Raw genomic sequence first — 22,933 nt, 5'->3', positions numbered from 1 at the left:
GAAGAACGAGGTTGCCATGGCTGCGGATTCCTTCATCAACTGGAGCCTGCTTGCGCTCTCGGCGCCCGGCTGGGGCGGCGTTCTGCTGCAGGGTTTCCTGCATTCGATTGAAATCGCCGTTGGCGGCTATGCACTCGGGCTGACGCTCGGCGTCGGCGGCGCCTTCGGCAAGCTCTATGGCGGACCGGTGCTGCGCGACCTGCTGGAATGCTATACGACCATCGTCCGGGCGGTACCCGAGCTCGTCCTCATCCTGCTTCTCTATTATGCCGGCACCGATCTCCTGAACCAGTTTCTCGGCACCCTGGGTTTCGCGACGGTCGATATCAGCGGCCTGATGGCCGGCATTTTCGTCATCGGAATCGTCCAGGGCGCCTATTCGACCGAGGTGCTGCGCGGCGCGATCAAGGCGGTGCCGAGCGGCCAGATCGAGGCGGCGCGCGCCTATGGCATGTCGCCGGCCAAGGTTCTCAGGCGCATCACCCTGCCGGCGATGCTGCCCTACGCTATCCCAGGTCTCGCCAATCTCTGGCTGATCGCCACGAAGGACACGGCGCTGCTTGCCGTTGTCGGCTTCAGCGAATTGACGCTCGTCACGCGCCAGGCGGCCGGCACCACCAAGGCCTATTTCCTGTTCTTCTGCGCCGCGGGGGCGCTTTACCTCGCTCTGACCCTCCTCTCGAATATTTTCATCGGCATGATCGAACGGCATGCCCGGCGCGGCTTTGCGGAGCAGCGATGACCGACGAAACGACGCACGCACTCGCTCTGGTCCCGGAAGACCTCCCCAAGGCGGAGAGCTTCCTCAAGCCGCATCGCATCGTCCTGATGCTCCTCTTCGCGGGTCTCGTCGTTGCCGTCGCCGTCTTCATGCGCTGGGATTGGCTGCCCCGCTACCTGCCAAGGCTCGGCTCCGGTATCCTCGTCAGCCTGGCGATGCTGTTCAGCACCGCGATCCTGGGCTTCCTGCTCGCCGTTCCGCTCGGGCTCGTCCAGGTAACGGGGCCCTGGTTTCTCAAGCTCCCTGCCCGGCTCTTCTGCACCATCATTCGCGGAACGCCATTGCTCCTGCAGCTCTGGCTGCTCTATTACGGGCTCGGCTCGCTCTTTCCCCAGTTCCCGGCGATCCGTCATTCCTTCCTCTGGCCCTATCTGCGCGAGGCGTGGCCCTATGGGGTGGCGGCGCTGACGCTCTCCTTCGCCGCCTATGAGGGGGAAGTGATGCGCGGCGCCTTTGCCGGCGTGCCGCAAGGCGAGTTGGAAGCGGCCCGCGCCTATGGCATGGGGCGCTGGACAATGTTCCGGCGCATTTGGCTGCCGCGCGCCGTTCACCGGGCCCTGCCGACGCTCAACGGCGAGACCGTGCTGCAGCTCAAATCGACGCCGCTTGTTGCAACGATCACCGTGATCGACGTCTATGCGGTGATCTCCAAGGTGCGGCAGGAAACCTATCTCACCTACGAGCCGCTGCTGCTGCTGGCGCTCATCTATATGTGCCTGACCGGAATTCTGGTCGTAGCCTTCCGCTATTTCGAAAACCGCATTCCCACCCGTGGTGCCTGACATGAAAATATCCGCTGCGATCAGCAATTCCCTGCCTGAACTCGTCGCCATTCGCCGCGACCTGCACGCCCATCCGGAATTGGGACTGGAGGAACGGCGGACATCCGCCTTCATAGCGCAGCATCTCGAGGCGCTCGGCTACATGGTGACGACGGGCCTGGCGAAGACCGGCGTCGTTGGCACGCTGAGGAACGGCACAGGAGCCCGCTCGATCGGCATCCGCGCCGACATCGACGCCTTGCCGATCCACGAGGAAACCGGTCTCGACTACGCCAGCAAAACGCCGGGACTGATGCATGCCTGCGGCCACGACGGCCACACGGCGATGCTGTTGGGGGCAGCCCGGGCGCTGGCCGAAAGAAAGAATTTCGACGGCACCGTCCACCTGATCTTCCAGCCGGCCGAGGAGAATTTCGGGGGCGCGAAGATCATGATCGACGAGGGCCTGTTCGACAAATTCCCCTGCGACGCGGTGTTCGCGCTGCACAACGAGCCGAACCTGCCCTTTGGGCAGTTTGCGGTGCGCGAGGGGCCGATCGGCGCCGCCGTCGACGAGGCGCGGATCACCGTTCACGGCCGCGGCGGCCACGGCGCCGAACCGCAGGAGACCGCCGACCCGATCGTCTGCGGCGCGAGCATCGTCATGGCGCTGCACACGATCGTCGCCCGCAACATCCATCCCATGGACCCGGCGGTCGTCACAGTCGGCGCCTTCCACGCCGGCTCGGCGAGCAACATCATCCCCGAACGAGCAGAAATCGTCGTCGGCATCCGCTCCTTCGATCCGGCCGTTCGCGACGAGCTCGAGCGCCGCATCCGGACGATCGCCGAGGCGCAGGCGGCAAGCTTCGGCATGCGAGCGACCGTCGACTACCAGCGCAGCTATGACGCGACGATCAACCACAAGACGGAGACGGATTTCGTCCGCGATCTCGCCATCCGCTTTGCCGGAGCAGACAAGGTCGTCGACCTCGCCCGGCCCTTTATGGGCAGCGAGGATTTCGCCTATATGCTCAAGGAGAAGCCCGGCACCTATTTCTTCCTGGGATCGCGGGTGACCGGCGAGGAGAAGCCGCTCCACCACCCGAGATACAACTTCAACGACGATCTCTTGCCGATCGGCGCCGCGTTCTGGACCGAGCTTGTCGAGGCCTATCTGGCCCGGACTTAGACCGCCTGGCAGTCCAAATGCCGCAAGCGAAACATTGCCGCAGTGTGACAACGTGGCGGGCGGCGCGTCATTGACCTTTGGCAATTCTGCATCAAACTCCATCACACGATGAAGTTGAGCCTATAGCGCTCGACGGCAGTGAACGATCAGGTGGCCCTTTGCCCCCGCTTGACCGCTCCGGCTGAGAGGATCGCGCCGTGTTTGAAGCCTTTGATGCGACAGTGCTCGCGCGCCTTCAGTTCGCCTTCACGGTCTCGTTTCACATCATCTTTCCCGCCTTTTCCATCGGGCTCGCGAGCTATCTTGCCGTTCTCGAGGCGCTGTGGCTCTGGAAGAAGGACGAGGTCTATCTCGAGCTCTTCAACTTCTGGAAGACGATCTTCGCGGTGGCCTTTGGCATGGGTGTCGTCTCTGGCATCGTCATGTCCTATCAGTTCGGTACCAACTGGAGCGTGTTCTCTGACAAGGCCGGGCCGGTGATCGGACCGCTGATGGGCTACGAGGTGCTAACCGCCTTCTTCCTCGAGGCAGGCTTTCTCGGCGTCATGCTGTTCGGTCTGAACCGCGTCGGCCCGAGGCTTCACTTTCTGGCCACCGCCATGGTTGCCTTCGGCACGCTGATCTCAGCGACCTGGATCCTCGCCGTGAACTCCTGGATGCAAACGCCGGCCGGCTTTTCCGTCAACGAAGCCGGCCAGTTCGTTCCGTCCGACTGGTGGGCGGTGGTCTTCAATCCGTCATTCCCCTTCCGGCTCGTGCATATGGTGCTCGCCGCCTATCTGACGACCGCCTTCGTCGTCGGCGCCTGTGGCGCCTGGCACCTCCTGCGCAACACGGCGCCGCGCCGCGCCCGCACGATGTTCTCGATGGCGATGTGGATGGCGGCGATCGTCGCGCCGATCCAGATCTTCGCCGGCGACCTGCACGGGCTCAACACGCTCGAGCATCAGCCGGCCAAGATCATGGCGATGGAGGGCCACTACGAAAGCCATCCCGACGGTGCTCCACTGGTGCTCTTCGGCATCCCCAATTCGGCCGAAAAGCGCATCGACTACGCGATCGAGGTGCCAAAACTGGGGAGCCTGATCCTGAAACACGATCTCGACGCCCCGCTCGCCGGCCTCGACTCGATCCCCGACGAGCTGCACCCTCCGGTGAGCATCATCTTCTGGTCGTTCCGCGTCATGGTCGGCATGGGCTTGGCCATGCTCGGCATCGGTCTCTGGAGCCTCTGGTGTCGCTATCGCGGCACCCTCGCCACCAATGCCTGGCTTCATCGCATGGCGGTGCTGATGGGCCCGGCCGGCTTCGTGGCGGTGCTCGCCGGCTGGATCACCACCGAGGTCGGGCGGCAGCCCTATACGATCTATGGCCATCTGCTGACGGCCGATTCGGTCTCGCCGATCGAGGCTCCGGCCGTCGGTGCATCGCTTGTCGCCTTCATCGTCGTCTACTTCCTCGTCTTCGGCGCCGGCACCTTCTACATACTGCGGCTGATGGCTCGCCTGCCGCGCGATACCATGCCGGAACTCGACGAGGGGCCGCTGCGCACTGCCGGCGTCACCCTTGGCCCGGCGGCGGCGAAATCCCATGGAGGCCATCATGGCCATTGATCTGCCGTTCATCTGGGCCGCCCTGATCGCCTTCGCGGTGCTCGCCTATGTCGTCCTCGACGGCTTCGACCTGGGCGTCGGCATTCTCTTTCCTTATTTCCCGGAAAAGCACGACCGCGACGTGATGATGAATTCCGTGGCACCGGTCTGGGACGGCAACGAAACCTGGCTGGTGCTCGGCGGCGGAGGCCTGATGGCCGTCTTCCCGCTCGCCTATGCAACCGTCATGCCGGCGCTTTACGCGCCGATCATCGCCATGCTTCTCGGCCTCATCTTCCGCGGCGTCGCTTTCGAATATCGCTGGCGCACGCGGCGCGCCGAATTCCTGTGGAACTGGGCCTTCGCCGGAGGATCGACACTCGCGGCCTTCTCCCAGGGTCTGGCGCTCGGCGGGCTCGTCCAGGGCATTCCGGTGGAAGACCGGGCCTATGCGGGCGGCTGGTGGGACTGGCTGACGCCCTTCTCCATCGTCACCGGCGTGGCGATCGTCGTCGGCTATGCCCTGCTCGGCGCGACATGGTTGATCATGAAGACGCGTGGCGATCTCGCCGAGCGGGCTCGCTCGATCGCCCTCAAATGCGCTTTCGCCACCGTCGCGGCCATGGGCATCGTCAGCCTCTGGACGCCGTTTCTCGAGCCGGTCTATCTCCAGCGCTGGTTCGGCTGGCCGACGGCGATCTTCAGCGTCATCGTGCCGCTGCTTGTTCTCGGCTGCTTATACCTGCTGCTCAAGGGCATACAGGAACGCCATGATGTACAGCCCTTCATCGCCAGCCTCGGTCTCTTCGTGCTCGGCTATATCGGCATCGGGATCAGTTTCTACCCCTATATGGTGCCGCCGTCGCTCACCATCTGGGATGCCGCAGCGCCGAACGAGAGCCTCGCTTTCCTCCTCGTCGGCGCGCTCGTGCTGGTCCCGATCATCCTCGCCTATACCGCCTATTCCTACTGGGTGTTCCGCGGCAAGGTCGATCCGGAAGAGGGCTACCATTGATGGGCGCTGACAGGCTCGGTCGCAGGCTTCTCTGGTTCGTCGGCCTTTGGCTCGCCGGCGTCGCGGCCGTGAGCGTCGTCGGCCTCGCAATCAAGCTTGTGCTCGGCAGTTAGGGAGAGAAAGCCCCGCTCAAGCTTCCTGCACTACCGTCTTCCTACACATCGGCAGGCAATCGCCGAAGGGAGACAGGACCGCACCCTACTCCCAGGCGATCGCCTGCCGAGGTGACCGGGCAGCGGGCGGGGCAGCGCAGCCACCCGCCCTGCGGCGGTTTTCCCCCTTCTCAGCCGGCATCGCCTTTGCTAGCAGTTCGACGCGATGAAACGGGCGCGAACCGCCCCGGCAGGAGCCGGCCATGCCAAAGACCCCCGCAGAATGCAAGACGATGGCGGATGTGCGCGCCGAAATCGATCGGCTCGACCGCTCCCTGATGGCGCTCTTTGCCGAGCGCTGGGGCTATATCGACCGCGCTGCCGAGATCAAGCGTCCGCTGAACCTGAAGGCCGATATTCCGGCGCGCGTCGCAGAGGTCAGGGAGAACGCGCGCAGACACGCGATCGAATTCGGCCTGGATCCGGACTTCTATGAAGAGCTGTGGACGCAGCTGATCGACCGTGCGATCGCCCATGAGCGCGAGCTCCTCGGCGAAGGCGAGCAATAAGCCTGTCGCCCCTGCGGGCCGCGTCAGCCGTTGGCGACGAGCCGCCCGTCCTCGCCGCGACCATCGTCGAAACTGTTCTTGCGGCTGAGATACCCCTCCCAGTCGAAGGCGCTCTGGACGATATGTTCGAGGCTCGCATGGGTCGGGACCCAATCGAGCTTGAGCCGCGCGACCGACGGATCGGCGACGACCTGGGCAGCGTCGCCCGGGCGGCGCGGCGCGTAGTCGACACGGAAATCGCGACCGGAGACCTGCCGCACCGTATCGAGCACCTGCAGTACGGAAAAACCTTCGCCATAGCCGCAATTGGTGACGAGCGGCTCGCCGCCGCGCCGCAGATAGTCAAGCGCGTTCCGATGTGCGGCAACCAGGTCGCTGACATGGATGTAGTCACGAATGCCTGTGCCATCCGCAGTCGGATAGTCGGTGCCGAAAACATCGACCTTGCGGCGCCTGCCGAGCGCGGCCTCGCAGGCGACCTTGATGAGATGCGTGGCGCCGAAGGTCGACTGCCCGGCTCGGCCGAGTGGATCGGCCCCGGCCACGTTGAAATAGCGAAGCGCCACATAACTGAAATCATGGGCGGCGGCTGCGTCCTCAAGCATGATCTCCGACATCAGCTTGGAACGGCCATAGGGGCTTTCGGGACGCAGGGCCGCCGTTTCCTTGACCGGGTCCGGCGTGTCCTGGGTGCCGTAGACGGCGGCCGTCGAGGAGAAGACGAAGCGGCGCACGCCGGCATCGATCGTCGCGGCAATGAGCGCGCGCGTCTGGGCCGTATTGTTCTCGTAGTAGGCGAGCGGTTTGGCGACGGATTCCGGCACGACGGCCGATCCGGCGAAATGGACGACCGCGTCGATCGCATTCTCAGCGAAGATCCGCGCCAGAATCGCCCAGTCGCCGACATCGCCGAAATAAAAGCGTGCCTCCGGCGCGACCGCCCAGCGGAAGCCGGTTGTCAGGCTGTCGAGCACGACGACGGTCTCCCCCGCGTCGAGCAACGACCAAACCATATGGCTGCCGATATAGCCCGCTCCGCCTGTCACCAGTATGGTCATGACTGTCTTCCACCCCCGATAAAACCCGGGATCAGGAAAGACGGGCGATGCTTACGGAATTGGTAAATCGCGGCGCCGGCGCCGCTCTTCGCCGGCTATTCTCGTTCGTGTGGTTAAACGCCGGCCACGGCAGTCATTAGAATTTTATCGATCGGACCGGACGGACAAGATCCGGGGATCAGCGGTTGACGATATAAGTGCGCAGCCGGTCCGCGGCTTCGGCAATCTGGGCCGGATCGCGCAGGAAGCAGGCCCGCATGAAGAGCGATCCGCCTTCGCCGAAAGCCGTTCCGGGAGCAAGCCCGACGCCGGTCTTGTCGACGATGTCGATCGCCGCCCGGCGCGAGTCCGTCACGCCATCGATCTTCAGGAAGGCGTAAAGCGCCCCGTCCGGCTTCAGGGTCTCGACGCGATTAGTGGCGATCAGCGCATCGCAGAGCAGGTCGCGATTGCGCCTGGCCTTGGCGACGTTGTCGTCGACGAAGCCGTCCCCTTCGTCCAAGGCGACGACAGCGCCGCGCTGCATGAATTGCGCAACCCCGGAAGTCGAATACTGGATCAGATTCTCGAGCACCTGGCCCATTGCCGGGGGCGCCACGATCCAGCCGACGCGCCAGCCGGTCATCGCCCAGTTCTTGGAGAAGGAATTGACGAAGAGGATCCGATCATCCTCCTCCATGACATCGAGGAACGACGGCGCCCGTCCGCCGAGATAATAGTAGAGCGCGTAAATCTCGTCGGCGATGATCCAGAGACCATGCTTGCGCGCCAGCGACAGGATGGCCTTGAGATCGTCCTGCGTCGCCGTCCATCCGGTCGGATTGGACGGCGTATTGATGAACAGCGCCCGTGTTTTCTCCCCTATCGCCGCCTCGAGCCGATCGAGATCGAGCTGCCATTTGCCGTTCTCGAATCGGAGCGGCACGGCAGCCGGGCGGACGCCGGAAAGGTCCGCGGCGGCCGCGAAATTCGGCCAGGCGGGAGTCAAGAGCACCATCTCGTCGCCAGGCGAGGCGATTACCTCGATCGCAAGTTTGATCGCCTGCATGCCTGATCCGGTGACGTAGAAATTCTCCGGCGCAAGCGTCTTCTGGAAGCGGCGCTGATAGTAGCGCACCAAGGCTTCGCGCAGCGGCGGAATGCCACGCTGCCAGGTATAAAATGTCTCGCCGGCCACCAGCGCTTCGGCCGCTGCCCGGCTGATGAATTCCGGCGTCGGAAGATCGCCTTCGCCCACCCAGAGCGGAATGAGGCCGTCGCGACCCCGCGCATAGTTCACCACTTCGACGATGCCGCTTTCGGGCGCCGAAAGAGCGCGGGGGCTGAGGCTGGTCATGATCGTCATCGGCGGGCTCCTCAATTGCCCGCCGCTTCTAGACGCTTTCGCGGCGCCGATCACGCGATTTTCTCTGACCGATTTATCGATTTCTGTGATGTTTTCGCGGCCGGCCGCTCGAATTTCACGCGCGCTGTTTCAGTAGATCGCGAATTTCCGCCAACAGAAGGATGTCCTGCGGCGGCGGCGCGTCCGGTGCCGGTGGCTTCTCCCGTTCGATCGACCTCCGCAGGCGATTTACGATCTTGATCAAGAGGAAGATTATCCAGGCGAGGATCAGGAAGTTGATCAGTACCGTAATGAAGCTGCCATAGGCAAAGACCGCGCCCTGCTGGCGAGCCGCGGCAAGCGTCGGAGCCGTCACGTTCGCCGACAGCGGCAGAAAATAGTTGGAGAAGTCGAAGCCGCCGCCGGTAATGGCGCCGACGATCGGCATGACCAGGTCGTCGACGACCGAGGTGACGATCTTGGTGAAGGCGGCACCGATGATCACGCCGACGGCCAGGTCCATCACATTGCCGCGGGCGATAAACTCTTTGAATTCGTTCAGCATGCGTCTCTCCGTCAAGATCCCCGTCGTGGAACGATCGGCCACGCTGTCCCGCGCAGCAACCGCTGGTAGGAAACTAGACCAAAGTCGGGGGCGATGGAACCGCCCTTCGCGATCAAAGCACGGCGGGACGGTTCGCGCTGGCAAGGGCGCGGCCCTGTCCCGTCTTGGACTTAAGACGCATAAAACAGCGCATTCTCAACGGGATGGACTTGCCCTATGCTGCCCGTCGAGGAGTGAGGCATGCTTTCGGGTTCGGTCATTTTTGCCTCGGCCTTCGCCTATCTGCTGCTGCTCTTCGCAGTCGCAAGCTACGGCGACCGTCGGGCCAGCAGAAGCAAGATTGCCAGCAAGGGCAGGCCGCTGGTCTATGCGCTCAGCCTGGCGATCTACTGTACCTCCTGGACCTATTTCGGCGGCGTTGGGCTCGCCGCCGAGCAGGGGCTTGAGTTCACCGGCATCTATATCGGGCCGATCCTGATGTTCACGCTCGGCATGCCGCTGATCCGCAGGATCGTGCGGCTCGCCAAGACCGAGAAGCTGACCTCCGTCGCCGATTTCGTGGCGGCGCGCTACGGCAAGAACCCGGCGGTGGCGGCGATCGTCGCGCTGATCTCTCTGGTCGGTGCCATTCCCTACATCGCCCTTCAGCTCAAGGCGGTTTCGAGCTCCGTCGCCGCGATGATCGACACCAGCGACTACGGCATCGGCGCGGGGGAGAATTTCATCGACCTACCGCTGCTCGTCACGCTCTTCCTCGCCTGCTTCGCGATCGTCTTCGGCACGCGCCACACGGATGCGACCGAGCATCAGGACGGGCTGATTCTGGCGATCGCGATGGAATCGGTGGTCAAGCTCGTCGCCATGCTGACGGCGGGCATCTACATCGTCTTCGTCCTGTTCGACGGGCCGGCAAATCTGTTGGCCGCAGCCCAACAGAGTCCCGCGGTCCTTTCCGCCCTCGAATACCAGACGCCGATCGCGCGCTGGATCCTGCTGATCGTGCTCTCCGCCTTCGGGATCATCATGCTGCCGCGGCAGTTCCACGTCACCGTCGTCGAAAATCGTACCGAGAACGAACTGCGCACAGCCGGGATTCTGTTTCCGCTTTACCTGATCGCCATCAACCTCTTCGTTCTGCCGATCGCCATCGCCGGCATCCTGACCTTCTCCGGCTCCGGCGACGCCGACCTCTATTTGCTGGCCCTGCCGCTCGCCGGCGACGTGCCGTTCATCACGCTCCTCACCTTCATCGGCGGCTTTTCCGCCGCCACGGCCATGGTCATCGTCGCCTCGGTGGCGCTGTCGATCATGATTTCCAACGACATCGTCATGCCGGTCTTCCTGCGCCAGAGGCTCGGCACGCGCGGCACCCTGCAGGAGAGCGTGGCCGGCACGCTGCTCAACATCCGCCGCACCGCGATCTTCGTCGTCCTGCTGCTCGGCTACGGCTACTATCGCTCGGCCGACATGAGCGCCGGCCTCGCCTCGCTCGGGCTGCTCTCCTTCGTCGCCATCTCGCAGATGGCGCCGGCGCTGCTCGGCGGTCTCGTCTGGCGGCAGGCGAACGCCCGGGGCGCGATTGCGGGAATGGTCAGCGGTTTCCTCGTCTGGGCCTATCTCCTGTTCCTGCCGAGCCTCGGCGGACCTGACAATTCGCACGTGGCCACAACGATCTTGAGCTTCCTCCTGCCGTTCACGGATCTCTTTTCGGGACCGCAGTCCGACCCGCTCGTCAACGCATCCGCCCTCAGCCTGCTCGTCAATGTGTCGGCCTATGTGCTCGGCTCGCTGACCCGCACGCCCAAACCGCTCGAGCGCTTCCAAGCCGGCGTATTCATTACGCGCCGCTCGCGTACCGACCGGACCTTCCGCGGACGCAAGACGAAGGTGACGGTGCGCGACCTCAAGACAACGATCGCCCGCTATATGGGCGAGGAACGCATGCAGCGCTCGTTTCACACCTACGAGCAGCAGTCCGGCCGCTGGCTCGACGAAAACGCGTCGGCCGACATGGCCCTCGTCCATTTTTCCGAGCAACTGCTCGGCAGCGCCATCGGCTCCTCGTCCGCACGGCTGGTGTTTTCGCTGGTGCTGCAGCGCATGGACGACACCTCGTCGGATACCGCCTGGCTGCTCGACCAGGCGAGCGAGGCGCTGCAATATAATCAGGACATGCTGCAAACGGCGCTCTCGCAGATGGACCAGGGCATCGCCGTCTTCGACAATGCGAACAATCTGATCATCTGGAACCGACGCTTCCGGGAACTGCTCGACCTGCCGGAGGTGGCCGGCCAGGTCGGCTTCCCGCTGGCGGATATGGTGGCAATCCTCGCGCGGCGCGGCGACATCCGCAAGGACGAGGAAAGGACGCTGGTCACCAACTTCCTGACGCTCGACAAGCCGTTCCTGCTGGAGCTCGGCACCGGCGCCCGCATCATCGAGGTCCGCACCAACGCCATGCCCGACAAGGGCATCGTCACCACCTATACCGACATCACCCCGCGCGTTGCCGCCGACATGGCGCTCAAGCAGGCGAACGAAACGCTGGAACTGCGCGTCACCGAGCGGACGAGCGAGTTGACGCGCGTCAACCGGGAACTCGGCGAGGCGCGCGCCGCCGCCGAGGATGCCAATATCGGCAAGACCCGATTCTTCGCCGCCGCGGGGCACGACATCCTGCAGCCGTTGAACGCGGCGCGGCTCTATTCCTCTTCGCTCGTCGAGCGGCTCGGCGATTCCGACAACAAGGCGCTGGTCCAGAACATCGACTCCTCGCTCGAATCGGTGGAGGCCATTCTCGGAGCGGTGCTCGACATCTCGCGGCTCGACACGGGCGCGATGAAACCGCGGCTGCAGGCCGTGCCGCTCGATGACCTGTTGAGGCGCATCGAGACGGATTTCGCACCGATGGCGCGGGCGAAGGAAATCGAGTTCGTCGTCATGCCGACCTCGCTCGTGGTGCGCAGCGACCCGAACCTCTTGCGGCGCCTTGTCCAGAATCTCGTCTCGAACGCGATCAAATACACGCTAAAGGGCAAGGTTCTCGTCGGCGTGCGCCGGCACGGACAGCAGGTGACGATCGAAGTGCTCGACTCCGGCATCGGAATTCCGGCGTCGAAGTTCCGGACGGTGTTCAAGGAATTCGCGCGCCTCGACGAAGGGGCGCGCACGGCCTCGGGGCTCGGTCTCGGACTTTCGATCGTCGACCGCATCTCGCGTGTGCTCAATCATCCGGTCGGCCTGCGCTCGAAGCCGGGAAAGGGTACCGGTTTCAAGGTTACCGTACCGCGCGATGCAAGCGCCGGCGAGCGGGCAAGGCCGCAGCCGGTCGTCGCAGCGAAGGCGAGCGATGCACTGACCGGCCTCAATATCGTCTGTATCGACAACGAACCCAAGATCCTCGAGGGCATGGCGCTGCTGCTGGGCGGTTGGGGCTGCGCCGTCACGACGGTGGAATCGGTTGCCGCCTGCGCGAGGATGGGCCCGAACGATCTGCCGGTACGGCCCGACGCGATCGTCGCCGACTACCACCTCGACGACGGCACTGGCATCGAGGCGATCGCCTCGATCCGCGCGCTTTGGAAGGAGCGCATCCCGGCGCTGATGGTGACAGCCGATCGCACACCGGAGGTTCGCGGCGCCGCCGAGCGCGACGGCGTCTCACTGCAGCACAAGCCGGTGCGCCCGGCCGCCCTGCGCGCCTGGCTGACACAGCTCGCCGCAGCGGGACGCGCAGCAGCGGAATAGCGGCGATGGATCGAGTAGTTGCCCCTCACCCTAGGCCTCTCAGAGGGCGCAGCATGCCCCTTCTCCCCGCTTGCGGGGAGAAGGTCGTGGCAGCGGGATGAGGGGCAAATCGCCCGCGACAGCGCCCGTTCACGCCGCCGCAACGTTGCCCAGCTTTGAAAGCTGGATGACCGCCTGGGTGCGGCTGTCGACGTTAAGCTTCAGGAGGATCGCCGAAACATGCGCCTTGATGGTCGCCTCGGAGACGCCTAGCTCGTAGGCGATCTGCTTGTTGAGCAGGCCTTCGGCAAGCATCGACAGCACGCGCGACTGCTGCGGCGTCAGGGTCTGCAGGCGATGCAGGAGGTCGGCCACTTCCGGCTCGTATTCCTGGTTCTGATTATAGCCGGCTGGGACGAAGATTTCGCCGGCCATGACCTTCCCGATTCCGTCACGGATCTCCTCTATGCCGGCCGATTTCGAAAGAAATCCGGCGGCACCGAGATCGATGGCGCGGTGGATGGTCGCCGGATCGTCATGGGCCGAGACGATCATCACCGGCAGGCTCGGGAATTCGGCGCGCAGCGCGATCAGGCCCGAAAGGCCGCTGACGCCCGGCATGGTAAGGTCCAGCAGCATCAGGTCGGCATCCGGATTGTCTGCCGCGGCCTTGCGGGCGGCTGTGAAATCGCCGGCCTCGACGACCGCGGGTGCGCTGGCCATGCCGCTTAGCGCCTGGCGCATCGCGCCGCGAAACAACGGATGATCGTCGGCAATGATGATGGTCATGTCGGACATGATGACGCTCCCTCCCAAGAGCCCCGGATGCAGCATTCAGGATGCAGCATGGTCCTTCACCAAGCGGCTTCGTCCTCCGCGCGCCATTCGGTGTTCGCTCAGGACGCTCAGGTCTTGTCAGGCACCGGGCCACCTTCTTCGGTGGTATCGCGGCCTTCGAGTTCCTTCACGATATCCATGAACTTGCGCATCATTCTTTCCATGATGCTCATGGTCCGGTCAATCTCTTCGTCGGTCGGAAGATCGGGTTTCACGGCTGTTGCCCCACCCTGTACAGCCTTTTCCAAGGCTTCGACCCGTTTGGTGAGCAGGTCGAGCTCCCGCTCGAAGGCGGCGCGCTGGTCGGCGGCCATCCGGCAGACGAGCTCTCCTTCTTTCTCCTGGCAGAGGGTGACCTCGCCGGTCTCGGTATCGAGCCGGGCGAAGCCCGTCTCCGCCTTCTGCATGCTGTAGCGCCCCGGCGCCGGTTCCTAGCCACGGCCAAATGGCTCCAACCGAGAGCCAAGCCGAACGCGAGCGCTGCGATTACCTGCCTCATGACATCTTCTCCTTTGGAGGCTGGCGGAAATCCGCTTTTGATCGATGCACCGTGGTGGACATGCGCCGATATTTGCGGCAAGGCCATGGCTCGGATTCATGACGACGAGCGGACAAAAATGAACGCTACCATATACAAGATCGTTCCGGCGCTTCTATGGCAGGAGGCGCGGCGTGCCGGACAATTCGCGGGCGCGCCCGTCGATCTCGCCGATGGCTTCATTCACTTCTCGACGCGCGACCAGGTCACTGAGACCGCTGCGCGGCATTTCGAGGGCCAGACGGATCTTCTGCTCGTCGCCGTCGATCCAGACAGCCTCGGTGACAAACTCATCTACGAGCCCTCGCGCGGCGGAGCACTGTTTCCGCATCTCTATGCGCCTCTGACGCTCGATGCGGTGCTGTGGGAAAAGCCCCTGCCGCTCGGCCCCGACGGCAGCCATGTCTTCCCCGAGCTTGCACCATGACCGGACCTGTCGAACGCCTCGCCCGCCGCGGCCTCTTCCTTCTGGATCCGGAAACCGCCCATGGCGTGTCGATCAGGGCGCTGAAGAGCGGTGTCGTGCCAAGCTGTGCTGCGCCTACCGATCCCAGACTCGAGCAGATTATTGCGGGTCTTTCCTTTCCCAATCCGCTCGGCATGGCGGCAGGCTACGACAAGAATGCCGAGGTGCCGGAGGCCCTGTTGAGGCTTGGCTTCGGCTTCACCGAGATCGGCACGGTGACGCCGCGGCCGCAGCAGGGCAATGACAAGCCACGCATTTTCCGGCTCGTCGAGGACGAGGCGGTGATCAACCGGCTCGGTTTCAACAATGATGGGCACGGGGCGGCGCTGGCGCGCCTTCAGGCCTGTTCTCGCCAGGCGCTGATCGGCGTCAATATCGGCGCCAACAAGGACAGCGCCGACCGGATTGCCGACTATGTCGCGGGAATCCGCACCTTCCATGCAGTGGCACGCTATTTCACCGCCAATATTTCCTCGCCGAACACGCCGGGCCTGCGCGACCTGCAGGCGCGCGAAAGCCTGGCGGCGCTGCTTTCGGCCGTGCTCGCCGCCCGCGACGAGGAAGCAGCGAAGGGCGGAAGACGCGTTCCGGTGTTCCTGAAGATCGCCCCGGATCTCACCGAAGAAGGCATGGACGACATCGCGGCCGAGGTGCTGGCGCACGATCTCGACGGCCTGATCGTCTCCAATACGACGCTGTCGCGCGAGGGTCTCAAGGATCAGCGACAGGCCAAGGAGGCTGGCGGGCTTTCCGGCAAGCCGCTCTTCGAGAAGTCGACGGCGGTGCTCGCCCGGATGCGCAAACGGCTTGGGCCAAAGGTGCCGATCATCGGCGTCGGTGGCGTCAGCTCTGCGGAGACGGCGGCGGAAAAGATCCGCGCCGGCGCCGACCTCGTGCAGCTCTATTCCTGCATGGTCTATGAGGGACCGGGGCTGCCGGGTCGGATCGTGCGAGGCCTGTCACAGCTCTGCGATCGCGAGAAGCTTGCCTCGATTCGCGAGATCCGCGACAGCCGTCTCGACTATTGGGCCGGACGGAACGTCTGAGCGGCACGCCGCGGCAGCAACATCGCCAGGAACAGGCCGCGCAGCAGCAGGAACAGGTTGAGCCCCGCCCATAGGCCGTGATTGCCGAAGGCCGGCACGAGAACGGTAAGTGATGCGCCATAGACGAGAAAGGCGGCCAGCATCATGTTGCGCATGTCGCGCGACCAGGTGGCACCGATGAAGACACCGTCCATCAGGAAGGCCATCGCACCGGTGAGCGCCGTCACCGCTGCCCAGGGCATGTATTCATAGGCGAGCGCGCGCACCTCCGGCGCCGTCGTCAGAAGATCGACGAGCGCATTGCCGAAGGCGAGAAAAAACACCGTCGTCATCAGAGCGAGCCCCAACGACCACAGCGTCGTTATCCGCAGCGCACGATCGAAGGCCGGGCGATAGGCGGCACCGATCGAGCGCCCGGTCAATTGCTCGGCCGCATTGGCAAGGCCATCCAGATAATAGCCGGCGACCAGGAAGATGGTCATCAGCACGGCATTGGCCGCAAGCGTCACCGGGCCGAGCGAAGTGCCGATCCGGGTCATCAGCGTGAAGGCGGCGAGCAACACGAAGGAACGGATCATGATGTCGCGGTTGAGCCCGAAGAGTGCCTTGAGGCGGTCGCGAGAGAAGATCGTCGCCCAGTCCGGCGCGTCCCTCTTGTCGAAACGTGCATAAACGATCGCGAACCCTGCCACCGCGCCGATCACCTCCCCCGTCACCGTGGCGATCGCGACACCGGCCACGCCCCATCCGATGACGAGGCCGAACAGGATGGCAAGCACGATATTGATGCCGTTGATGAGGGTCTGCAGCAGGAGGCCGAGCGTGCCTTCGCCACGGCCAAGGACAAAGCCGAGGATCGCATAATTGGCGAGTGCCGCGGGGCCGGAGAGCATGCGGTAGAGAAAATAGGTGTGCGTCACCGCGGCGACTTCCGCGTCCGGTGCCATCAGCCACAGACCGAGTGCGAGCAAAAGCGGCGACAGGAGGAGGATGGCGATGCCACAGAAGATCGCGATCACCAACGAGCGCCAGAAGACCGCCTGCTGCTCGCGCCGGTCGCCGCGACCATAGGCCTGTGCGACGAGGCCGGTGGTCGAGGCGCGCAGGAAATTGAAGGTGGCGAAGATCAGATCAAACAGGACCGCGCCGACGGCCAGCCCGGCCAGCAGTTCGGCCCGGCCGAGCCTGCCGACGACGCCGGTGTCGACGAGGCCGAGGAGCGGCGTCGTCAGGAAGCCGAGCGTCATCGGCACGGCAATCGAGAAGATCAGCCGGTTGGTGACGTCAAAAGGACCCGCTTCGCGGGCAAGCCTTCCGCGCTCGAGGCTTTCCATCGCAGTCATCGGTGGTGCCCTGCGGCCGTTTCCGCAAGGCGATCTTGGGAATCAACTCAGCCGGACAGCACCATGGCCCAATAGGGGCGGTTTCCGGAAGCGGTATTTTGTGCCACCGCCACACCGAGGCCGCGATAGCTGCCGAGCATGTTTTCGAGGTGCTTCGGCGACTTGAACCAGGCTTCATAGGCCCGCTCGGCGTTGTCCTGGCCCATGGCGATGTTCTCGGCGGCAGGAAGTGTGACTCCGTCGCCCTTCATCCGATCGGAGAAATCGTCGCGCCAGCCGATATTGTGCTTCATCTTGCCGACGCGTGCCATGCGCGCTGCCTGGTGCATCGCGGCGACGGACGCGGCGTGGTCTCGCGCGAGGCTCGAAAGCCCCTTGCCCTTGCGCAGCGTGTTGACATAGCCGAGCGTCGCCTCGGTCTGGTCGCTGCCCGTGCCATCGTCGGGAGTAAGGAGGCCGGAAGTCGAGCAGCCGGCGATGAGCCCGAGCGAAATCATGGCACCGGCGGACAGAATAAGCCGTCTGCGGGGAAGAAAAAACTGGTCCTGCATGCTTACCGTCGATAGCTGAGAAGACGTAGGATGATGAAGGCGGGAATGACCACCGCAGCGCCGAGCAACAGGTAGTCGCCGACGCGCCCAAGCGCCGCAAAACCCGTCCGCCAGAGGTCGACGACGAAGTCGCGGATCCCGTCGAGAAGATCCAAGGGACGCCAGTCGAAGACGGTCATGACGAAGCCGACGAGGATCGATACGACGACGAGCTTGACGAGCACGCGCAGCGGTGAATCGCCGAGAAATTTGTTTACGCCGTCCGACATCAGCGAAAGATTCTCCTGTTTCCCATCACATAAGCCGCTCTGTCAGCCCTCGCAAGCCGCGAGAAACGCGGCCCTTCAGATTCCGCTTGTGTTTTGCCGCATCCGGCGCCAGAAGCGTCCGTCGCAACCCAACCTGCCGCCCTTATGACCGCCCGCCAGCTCTCCTCCGGCGATCTGATCGCCGATCGCCGCGCCGACTACGCGAAGATGCTCGCCGAAAGCGGCGACCATCAAGGCGCCGCCGAACTCATGGCCCAGGCGCTGGAACTCGTGCCGAATTGGGCGGCCGGCTGGTTCCGGCTGGCGGACTATGAGGAGAAATCGGGCCGAAAAGAGGCAGCCATCGCGGCTTTGCGCCACACGCTTCGCCTCAGCCCTGAGGATATTTTCGGCGCTAGCCTGAAACTGGCCCTGCTCGGCGCCAGCGACACGCCGGAGCAGCCGCCGAGCACCTATGTGGAGCAGCTCTTCGACGACTATGCCGAGCGTTTCGACCAGGCACTCGTCGAGAAGCTCGACTACAGCGTCCCGGAAAAGCTCGCGGCGCTGATCGAACGGGCGACCGACGGGCACAAGTTTCGCCATGTTACCGATCTGGGCTGCGGCACCGGGCTCTTCGGCGAGCGCATCCGGAGCCGCGCCGAGTTTCTCGAGGGCTTCGATCTCTCGGTCAACATGCTTGCCAAGGCGGAAGGCAAGGCGATCTACGATCGGCTGGGCCGGGCCGACCTGTCGTTGTCGCCGGTCGATTCCGGCGTCTTCGGCGAACTCGCGGAAGCGCGCGCGGATCTCGTCAGCGCCGCGGACGTGCTGATGTATCTCGGCAATCTGGAAAGCGCCTTTTCCATCACCGACCGCCTTCTGGCGCCGGGCGGGCTGTTTGCCTTTTCCGTCGAGGACGGGGCGGTCGGGGACGGCTTCGTGCTGCGGCCATCGCTGCGCTACGCGCATCCGCAATCCTATGTCGCGTCGCTCTGTGCCGAATTCCGGCTGTCGATGATAGAAATCGAACGGACGGTCATTCGGATGGATGCCGGCCTGCCGATCGCCGGTATCCTGTTCCTGGCCCGCAAGTCTGCGTGAAACGCAACCCTGCCATCCGAAAATAGGTCAGCATTACTTACATATTTTTCTTGATTATTTATGTGCGCTGCAGCAATGCTCGAACTTTTCGCGGGAGTTCACCATGGCACAGATGAGCAGCGTTTTCGGTCTCTGGAATACCAGTCCCACAAGGCACACGCCGCTCGAGGATGTGCAGGGCGTCTTTTCCGGCAGCCTCGTCGCCGCCCTCGGCCTTTATTTCCTCGCCAGCGCCGGATTGCTGACCGGAAGCACCGCCGGTGTCGCCTTTCTGTTGCACTATGCGACCGGCGTGAATTTCGCTCTCGCCTTCTTCCTGCTCAACCTGCCGTTCTTCTACCTGTCGCTGAAGCGGCTGGGTCCGGCCTTCACTATCAAGACCTTCATCGCCATCGGGCTCACCTCGCTGCTGACTGACGCGCAGTCGAGGCTATTCGAGATCGAACAGATCCATCCCGGGTGGGCTGCCCTTCTCGGCGGATTGTTGCTCGGATACGGCGTTCTGGCGCTCTACCGCCACCGCGCCAGCCTCGGCGGCGTCGGCATCTTGGGCGTCTATCTGCAGGAGCGCTTCGGTATCCGCGCCGGCTTCGTGCAACTCGCGATCGACATGGTGGTCCTGGCTGTTGCCTTCGCAGTCACGACCCCCCGGGTGGTTCTTTGGTCGGTGCTCGGCGCGGTCGTCCTCAACCTCTTCGTGGCAATCAACCACCGCGCCGACCGTTATATTGCGCTTTGAAGCCTGGATGGCCTCGCAGCAATTGCGGGCATGAAGACGTGCAGGCTTCTCTTTTGCCCCGTTTGATCTACCTTTGTTCCCCGTGAACAGGATCGATTCCCCATTGCCGGAAAGCGACGCCTTGACGTTGCCGGCGCCGTTTCTGCGGTGGTTCGCGGAAAAGGGCTGGCGGCCGCGCGCGCACCAATTGGAACTCCTGTCACGGGCCGAGGCAGGACAAAGCACGCTGCTGATCGCGCCGACGGGTGCGGGCAAGACGCTTGCCGGTTTCCTGCCCTCGCTGGTTGATGTCACGCGGCGCGGCAAGATTCCGCCCGGCTCCGCCTTCGTCGGCATTCACACGCTCTATATTTCGCCGCTCAAGGCGCTCGCCGTCGATATCGAGCGCAATCTGACGAAGCCGGTCAGCGAAATGGGCCTGCCGGTGCGGATCGAGAACCGCACTGGCGATACGCCACAGGGCAAGAGGCAGCGCCAGAAGGTGAACCCGCCCGACCTGTTGCTGACGACGCCGGAGCAGCTCGCGCTGCTGATTGCTGATGGCGAGGCGGAGCGCTTCTTCAAAAATCTGCGCTATGTCGTGCTCGACGAACTGCATTCGCTCGTCACCTCGAAGCGCGGCCATTTGCTCGCCCTCGGGCTGGCACGGCTGCGCCGGTTGGCGCCCGGCCTGCAGACGGTCGGCCTGTCGGCGACGGTGGCCAAGCCGATGGAGCTGCAACGCTGGCTGGTCGGCCAGACCCCGGACGAGGAGAGCTACGCCGGATTGATCACCGTATCGGGCGGGGCAAAACCGGAAATCTCCATTCTGCGCGCCGAGAACCACGTGCCGTGGGCGGGGCACTCGGCCCGCTATGCAATCCCGGACATCTATGCAGCGATCAAGGAGCACGGCACGACGCTGCTCTTCGTCAACACGCGCAGCCAGGCGGAAATGCTTTTTCAGGAGCTCTGGACGATCAATGACGACAACCTGCCGATCGCCCTGCACCATGGCTCGCTCGACGTCGCCCAGCGCCGCAAGGTGGAAGCGGCGATGGCCGAAAACCGGCTGCGTGCCGTCGTCGCCACCTCGACACTCGATCTCGGCATCGACTGGGGCGACGTCGATCTGGTCGTCCATGTCGGCGCGCCGAAGGGAGCGAGCCGGCTCGCCCAGCGCATCGGCCGCGCCAACCACCGCATGGACGAGCCGAGCCGGGCGATCCTCGTCCCGGCCAACCGCTTCGAGGTGATGGAATGCCAGGCGGCGCTCGACGCCAATTATGTCGGCGCTCAGGATACGCCGCCGGTCGGCAAGGGCGCCCTCGACGTGCTGGCGCAGCACGTGCTCGGCATGGCCTGCGCCAAGCCCTTCGACGTCCTGGAGCTCTATGACGAGATCACCAGCGCGGCTCCCTATGCCGAGCTCTCCTGGGAGACATTCGAGCGGGTCGTCGATCTCGTCGCCACCGGCGGCTACGCGCTTCGCACCTATGAGCGCTATGCCCGCATCCGCAAGACGAAGGAAGGGCTGTGGCGGGTTTCCAATCGGATGGTGGCGCAGCAATACCGGCTCAATGTCGGCACGATCGTCGAATCGCCGATGCTGAACGTGCGCATGGTGAAGCGGAATGCACGCGGCTCGCTCGGCCGCGGCGGCATGTCGCTCGGCAAGGTGGAAGAGTATTTCCTCGAGATGCTGTCGCCGGGCGACACGTTTCTGTTCTCCGGCAAGGTGCTGCGCTTCGAAGGCATCCGCGAAAACGAGTGTCTCGTTTCGCAGGCCTTTTCCTTCGACCCCAAGGTGCCGAGCTATGCCGGCGGCAAGTTTCCGCTCTCCACCTATCTCGCTGCCCAGGTCAGGAAGATGCTTGGCGACCCGACGCGGCGCGCCACGCTGCCGGACCAGGTGCGCGACTGGCTGGCGCTGCAGGACGACGTTTCGATGCTGCCCCGCGAGGACGAACTGCTGATCGAGACCTTCCCGCGCGGCAGCCGCCACTACATGGTCACCTATGCCTTCGAAGGGCGGCTTGCCCACCAGACGCTCGGCATGTTGCTCACTCGCCGCCTCGACCGGGCCGGCCTGAAACCGCTCGGCTTCGTCGCCACCGACTATTCACTCGGCGTTTGGGCCCTCGACGATCTGGGTGCGGCGTTCCGGGCGCGGGCTCCATCGCTCGCCCAGCTTTTCGACGAGGATATGCTTGGCGATGATCTGGAGGCCTGGCTGAACGAATCCTTCCTGCTGAAGCGCACCTTTCGCACCTGTGCGGTCATTGCCGGGCTGATCGATCAGCGCCATCCGGGCAAGGAAAAGACCGGTCGGCAGGTCACCGTTTCGGCCGACCTCATTTACGACGTATTGCGGATGCACGAGCCCGACCACATCTTGCTGGAAGCGACGCGCAACGACGCAGCGGCAGGCCTTTTGGACATTGGCCGCCTCGGCACTATGCTCAAGCGAATCAAGGGCCACATCACCCATCGCCAGCTCGATCGTATCTCGCCGCTCGCCATTCCAGTCATGCTGGAGATCGGCCGGGAGGCGGTCCAGGGCGAGGCTCAGGACTTCCTGCTGACGGAGGCGGCCGACGAGCTGATCAACGAAGCGATGGGCGGGCCCCATACGGACGGATAGGCACAGAATGCATCGGCTCGTTCACGCGACATCGGCTCCGGCGGCAAGCGCTTTCTTTCAGGCGCGCACGACAATCAACGGCGTGGACGCCATTTGCGATCCGCTCGGCGGCCTTTTTCTGCCCGAGGCCGGGACGTTGGTGGTGTCCGACCTCCACCTCGAAAAGGGCTCGGCCTTCGCGCGGCGCGGCATGATGCTGCCGCCCTATGACACGCTGGCGACCTTGCGCATCCTCGAGGCGATCGTCGCCCGCCACAATCCGAAAACGGTGATCAGCCTCGGCGACAATTTTCACGACCGGACCGGGTCGGCGGCGATGCCGGAGACCTTCCGCCAGATGATTGGGGCGATGGCGCGCGGGCGTGACTGGATCTGGATCAACGGCAATCACGACCCGGATGGCACGTCGGGACTGCCCGGCGCGTCGATGGACGAGTTTCGTCACGCCGGGCTGGTGTTCCGCCATGAGCCGTCCTTGGCTGACGGCCTCGGCGAAGTAGCCGGCCACCTGCATCCGTCCGCGACCGTCCGGCGCCGGGAGAAATCGGTCCGCCGGGCCTGCTTCGCAACGGACGGCAAGCGGCTGCTGATGCCGGCTTTCGGCGTCACCACCGGCGGATTGGATCTCCGGCACCGCGCCATGAGCGGCCTTTTCGACCGGCAGCAGCTCGTCGCCCACATGATGGGCCGCGACCGGATCTATTCGGTGCGCTTTGCCAACCTCTTGGGCTAGAGCGGGATGAGGAAAAGTGTGAGCGGTTTT

20 protein-coding genes and 1 pseudogene are annotated in these 22,933 nt (G+C 64.2%); 13 read left to right on the top strand and 8 right to left on the bottom strand.

What is annotated here, in order from left to right:
* Nucleotides 1–16 precede the first annotated feature (16 nt).
* The 6 genes from CO676_RS02055 to CO676_RS02030 all read left to right on the top strand — a co-directional run bounded on the left by CO676_RS02055 (nucleotide 17) and on the right by CO676_RS02030 (nucleotide 6,002).
* A complete protein-coding gene (locus CO676_RS02055) occupies nucleotides 17–742 on the top strand; it encodes an ABC transporter permease (RefSeq protein WP_041413734.1) in 726 nt (241 codons plus the stop codon).
* Nucleotides 739–1,563: an ABC transporter permease gene (locus CO676_RS02050; RefSeq protein ID WP_097519479.1), complete on the top strand. Its 825-nt coding sequence runs from the start codon at nucleotides 739–741 to the stop codon at nucleotides 1,561–1,563. The genes CO676_RS02055 and CO676_RS02050 overlap by 4 nt, the downstream gene beginning before the upstream one ends.
* A gap of 1 nt (nucleotide 1,564) precedes the next feature.
* Nucleotides 1,565–2,734, top strand: a complete 1,170-nt coding sequence (locus CO676_RS02045) for a M20 aminoacylase family protein (RefSeq protein ID WP_097519478.1) — start codon at nucleotides 1,565–1,567, stop codon at nucleotides 2,732–2,734.
* A 197-nt stretch (nucleotides 2,735–2,931) separates the two neighbouring features.
* Entirely contained in the window at nucleotides 2,932–4,347 is a 1,416-nt protein-coding gene (locus tag CO676_RS02040; RefSeq protein ID WP_097519477.1) for a cytochrome ubiquinol oxidase subunit I, read from the top strand.
* On the top strand, nucleotides 4,337–5,341 hold the full coding sequence (gene cydB, locus CO676_RS02035; protein ID WP_097519539.1) for a cytochrome d ubiquinol oxidase subunit II: 1,005 nt from the start codon (nucleotides 4,337–4,339) through the stop codon (nucleotides 5,339–5,341). Before CO676_RS02040 ends, cydB begins: the two co-directional genes overlap by 11 nt.
* A gap of 355 nt (nucleotides 5,342–5,696) precedes the next feature.
* Nucleotides 5,697–6,002, top strand: a complete 306-nt coding sequence (locus tag CO676_RS02030; protein ID WP_097519476.1) for a chorismate mutase family protein — start codon at nucleotides 5,697–5,699, stop codon at nucleotides 6,000–6,002.
* 23 nt (nucleotides 6,003–6,025) lie between these two features.
* Here CO676_RS02030 and galE read toward each other — a convergent pair whose 3' ends face one another.
* From galE to mscL, 3 genes are all read right to left on the bottom strand, one after another.
* Nucleotides 6,026–7,060, bottom strand: coding sequence for a UDP-glucose 4-epimerase GalE (galE, locus tag CO676_RS02025; RefSeq protein WP_097519475.1), 1,035 nt, complete (start codon nucleotides 7,058–7,060; stop codon nucleotides 6,026–6,028).
* 178 nt (nucleotides 7,061–7,238) lie between these two features.
* Entirely contained in the window at nucleotides 7,239–8,405 is a 1,167-nt protein-coding gene (locus CO676_RS02020) for a pyridoxal phosphate-dependent aminotransferase (protein WP_097519474.1), read from the bottom strand.
* Between the two features lie 115 nt (nucleotides 8,406–8,520).
* A complete protein-coding gene (gene mscL, locus CO676_RS02015; protein WP_014760964.1) occupies nucleotides 8,521–8,949 on the bottom strand; it encodes a large conductance mechanosensitive channel protein MscL in 429 nt (142 codons plus the stop codon).
* Nucleotides 8,950–9,189: 240 nt separating this feature from the next.
* Between mscL and CO676_RS02010 the strand changes: the two genes are divergently transcribed.
* Nucleotides 9,190–12,696: a PAS domain-containing hybrid sensor histidine kinase/response regulator gene (locus CO676_RS02010; protein WP_097519473.1), complete on the top strand. Its 3,507-nt coding sequence runs from the start codon at nucleotides 9,190–9,192 to the stop codon at nucleotides 12,694–12,696.
* Between the two features lie 129 nt (nucleotides 12,697–12,825).
* On the opposite strand, the gene CO676_RS02005 is transcribed toward CO676_RS02010, so the two are convergent.
* Complete coding sequence (locus tag CO676_RS02005) at nucleotides 12,826–13,473, bottom strand: response regulator transcription factor (RefSeq protein WP_097519472.1); 648 nt, start codon at nucleotides 13,471–13,473, stop codon at nucleotides 12,826–12,828.
* A gap of 107 nt (nucleotides 13,474–13,580) precedes the next feature.
* Nucleotides 13,581–14,011, bottom strand: a pseudogene (locus tag CO676_RS02000) (hypothetical protein).
* 118 nt (nucleotides 14,012–14,129) lie between these two features.
* Here CO676_RS02000 and CO676_RS01995 point away from each other — a divergent pair.
* Nucleotides 14,130–14,477, top strand: a complete 348-nt coding sequence (locus tag CO676_RS01995) for a DUF952 domain-containing protein (RefSeq protein WP_097519538.1) — start codon at nucleotides 14,130–14,132, stop codon at nucleotides 14,475–14,477.
* The gene (locus CO676_RS01990; RefSeq protein WP_097519471.1) at nucleotides 14,474–15,562 is read left to right on the top strand and encodes a quinone-dependent dihydroorotate dehydrogenase; all 1,089 of its coding nucleotides are present in this window, start codon (nucleotides 14,474–14,476) and stop codon (nucleotides 15,560–15,562) included. The genes CO676_RS01995 and CO676_RS01990 overlap by 4 nt, the downstream gene beginning before the upstream one ends.
* On the opposite strand, the gene CO676_RS01985 is transcribed toward CO676_RS01990, so the two are convergent.
* From CO676_RS01985 to CO676_RS01975, 3 genes are read right to left on the bottom strand one after another with little or no spacing between them, the layout of a single operon-like run.
* Nucleotides 15,538–16,905, bottom strand: coding sequence for an MATE family efflux transporter (locus CO676_RS01985; protein WP_097519470.1), 1,368 nt, complete (start codon nucleotides 16,903–16,905; stop codon nucleotides 15,538–15,540). The two genes, CO676_RS01990 and CO676_RS01985, sit on opposite strands and share 25 nt — an antisense overlap.
* A gap of 47 nt (nucleotides 16,906–16,952) precedes the next feature.
* The gene (locus tag CO676_RS01980) at nucleotides 16,953–17,456 is read right to left on the bottom strand and encodes a CAP domain-containing protein (RefSeq protein ID WP_014760957.1); all 504 of its coding nucleotides are present in this window, start codon (nucleotides 17,454–17,456) and stop codon (nucleotides 16,953–16,955) included.
* Nucleotides 17,457–17,458: 2 nt separating this feature from the next.
* Nucleotides 17,459–17,725 (bottom strand): DUF6460 domain-containing protein, encoded by a 267-nt coding sequence (locus CO676_RS01975; RefSeq protein ID WP_014327228.1) that lies wholly within the window; start codon nucleotides 17,723–17,725, stop codon nucleotides 17,459–17,461.
* A 144-nt stretch (nucleotides 17,726–17,869) separates the two neighbouring features.
* Here CO676_RS01975 and CO676_RS01970 point away from each other — a divergent pair, with 144 nt between their 5' ends.
* The 4 genes from CO676_RS01970 to pdeM all read left to right on the top strand — a co-directional run bounded on the left by CO676_RS01970 (nucleotide 17,870) and on the right by pdeM (nucleotide 22,903).
* A complete protein-coding gene (locus CO676_RS01970) occupies nucleotides 17,870–18,808 on the top strand; it encodes a class I SAM-dependent methyltransferase (RefSeq protein ID WP_097519469.1) in 939 nt (312 codons plus the stop codon).
* A gap of 103 nt (nucleotides 18,809–18,911) precedes the next feature.
* Nucleotides 18,912–19,547, top strand: a complete 636-nt coding sequence (locus tag CO676_RS01965; RefSeq protein ID WP_014760955.1) for a YitT family protein — start codon at nucleotides 18,912–18,914, stop codon at nucleotides 19,545–19,547.
* Between the two features lie 73 nt (nucleotides 19,548–19,620).
* The gene (locus CO676_RS01960; RefSeq protein WP_097519468.1) at nucleotides 19,621–22,170 is read left to right on the top strand and encodes a ligase-associated DNA damage response DEXH box helicase; all 2,550 of its coding nucleotides are present in this window, start codon (nucleotides 19,621–19,623) and stop codon (nucleotides 22,168–22,170) included.
* A 7-nt stretch (nucleotides 22,171–22,177) separates the two neighbouring features.
* The gene (gene pdeM, locus CO676_RS01955) at nucleotides 22,178–22,903 is read left to right on the top strand and encodes a ligase-associated DNA damage response endonuclease PdeM (protein WP_097519467.1); all 726 of its coding nucleotides are present in this window, start codon (nucleotides 22,178–22,180) and stop codon (nucleotides 22,901–22,903) included.
* Nucleotides 22,904–22,933 lie beyond the last annotated feature (30 nt).

The organism is Sinorhizobium sp. BJ1 (assembly GCF_002531555.1).
Lineage (GTDB): Bacteria > Pseudomonadota > Alphaproteobacteria > Rhizobiales > Rhizobiaceae > Sinorhizobium > Sinorhizobium fredii_B.
Note: the sequence above shows the minus strand (reverse complement) of the source record. Positions and strands in the feature narration are given on the sequence as shown.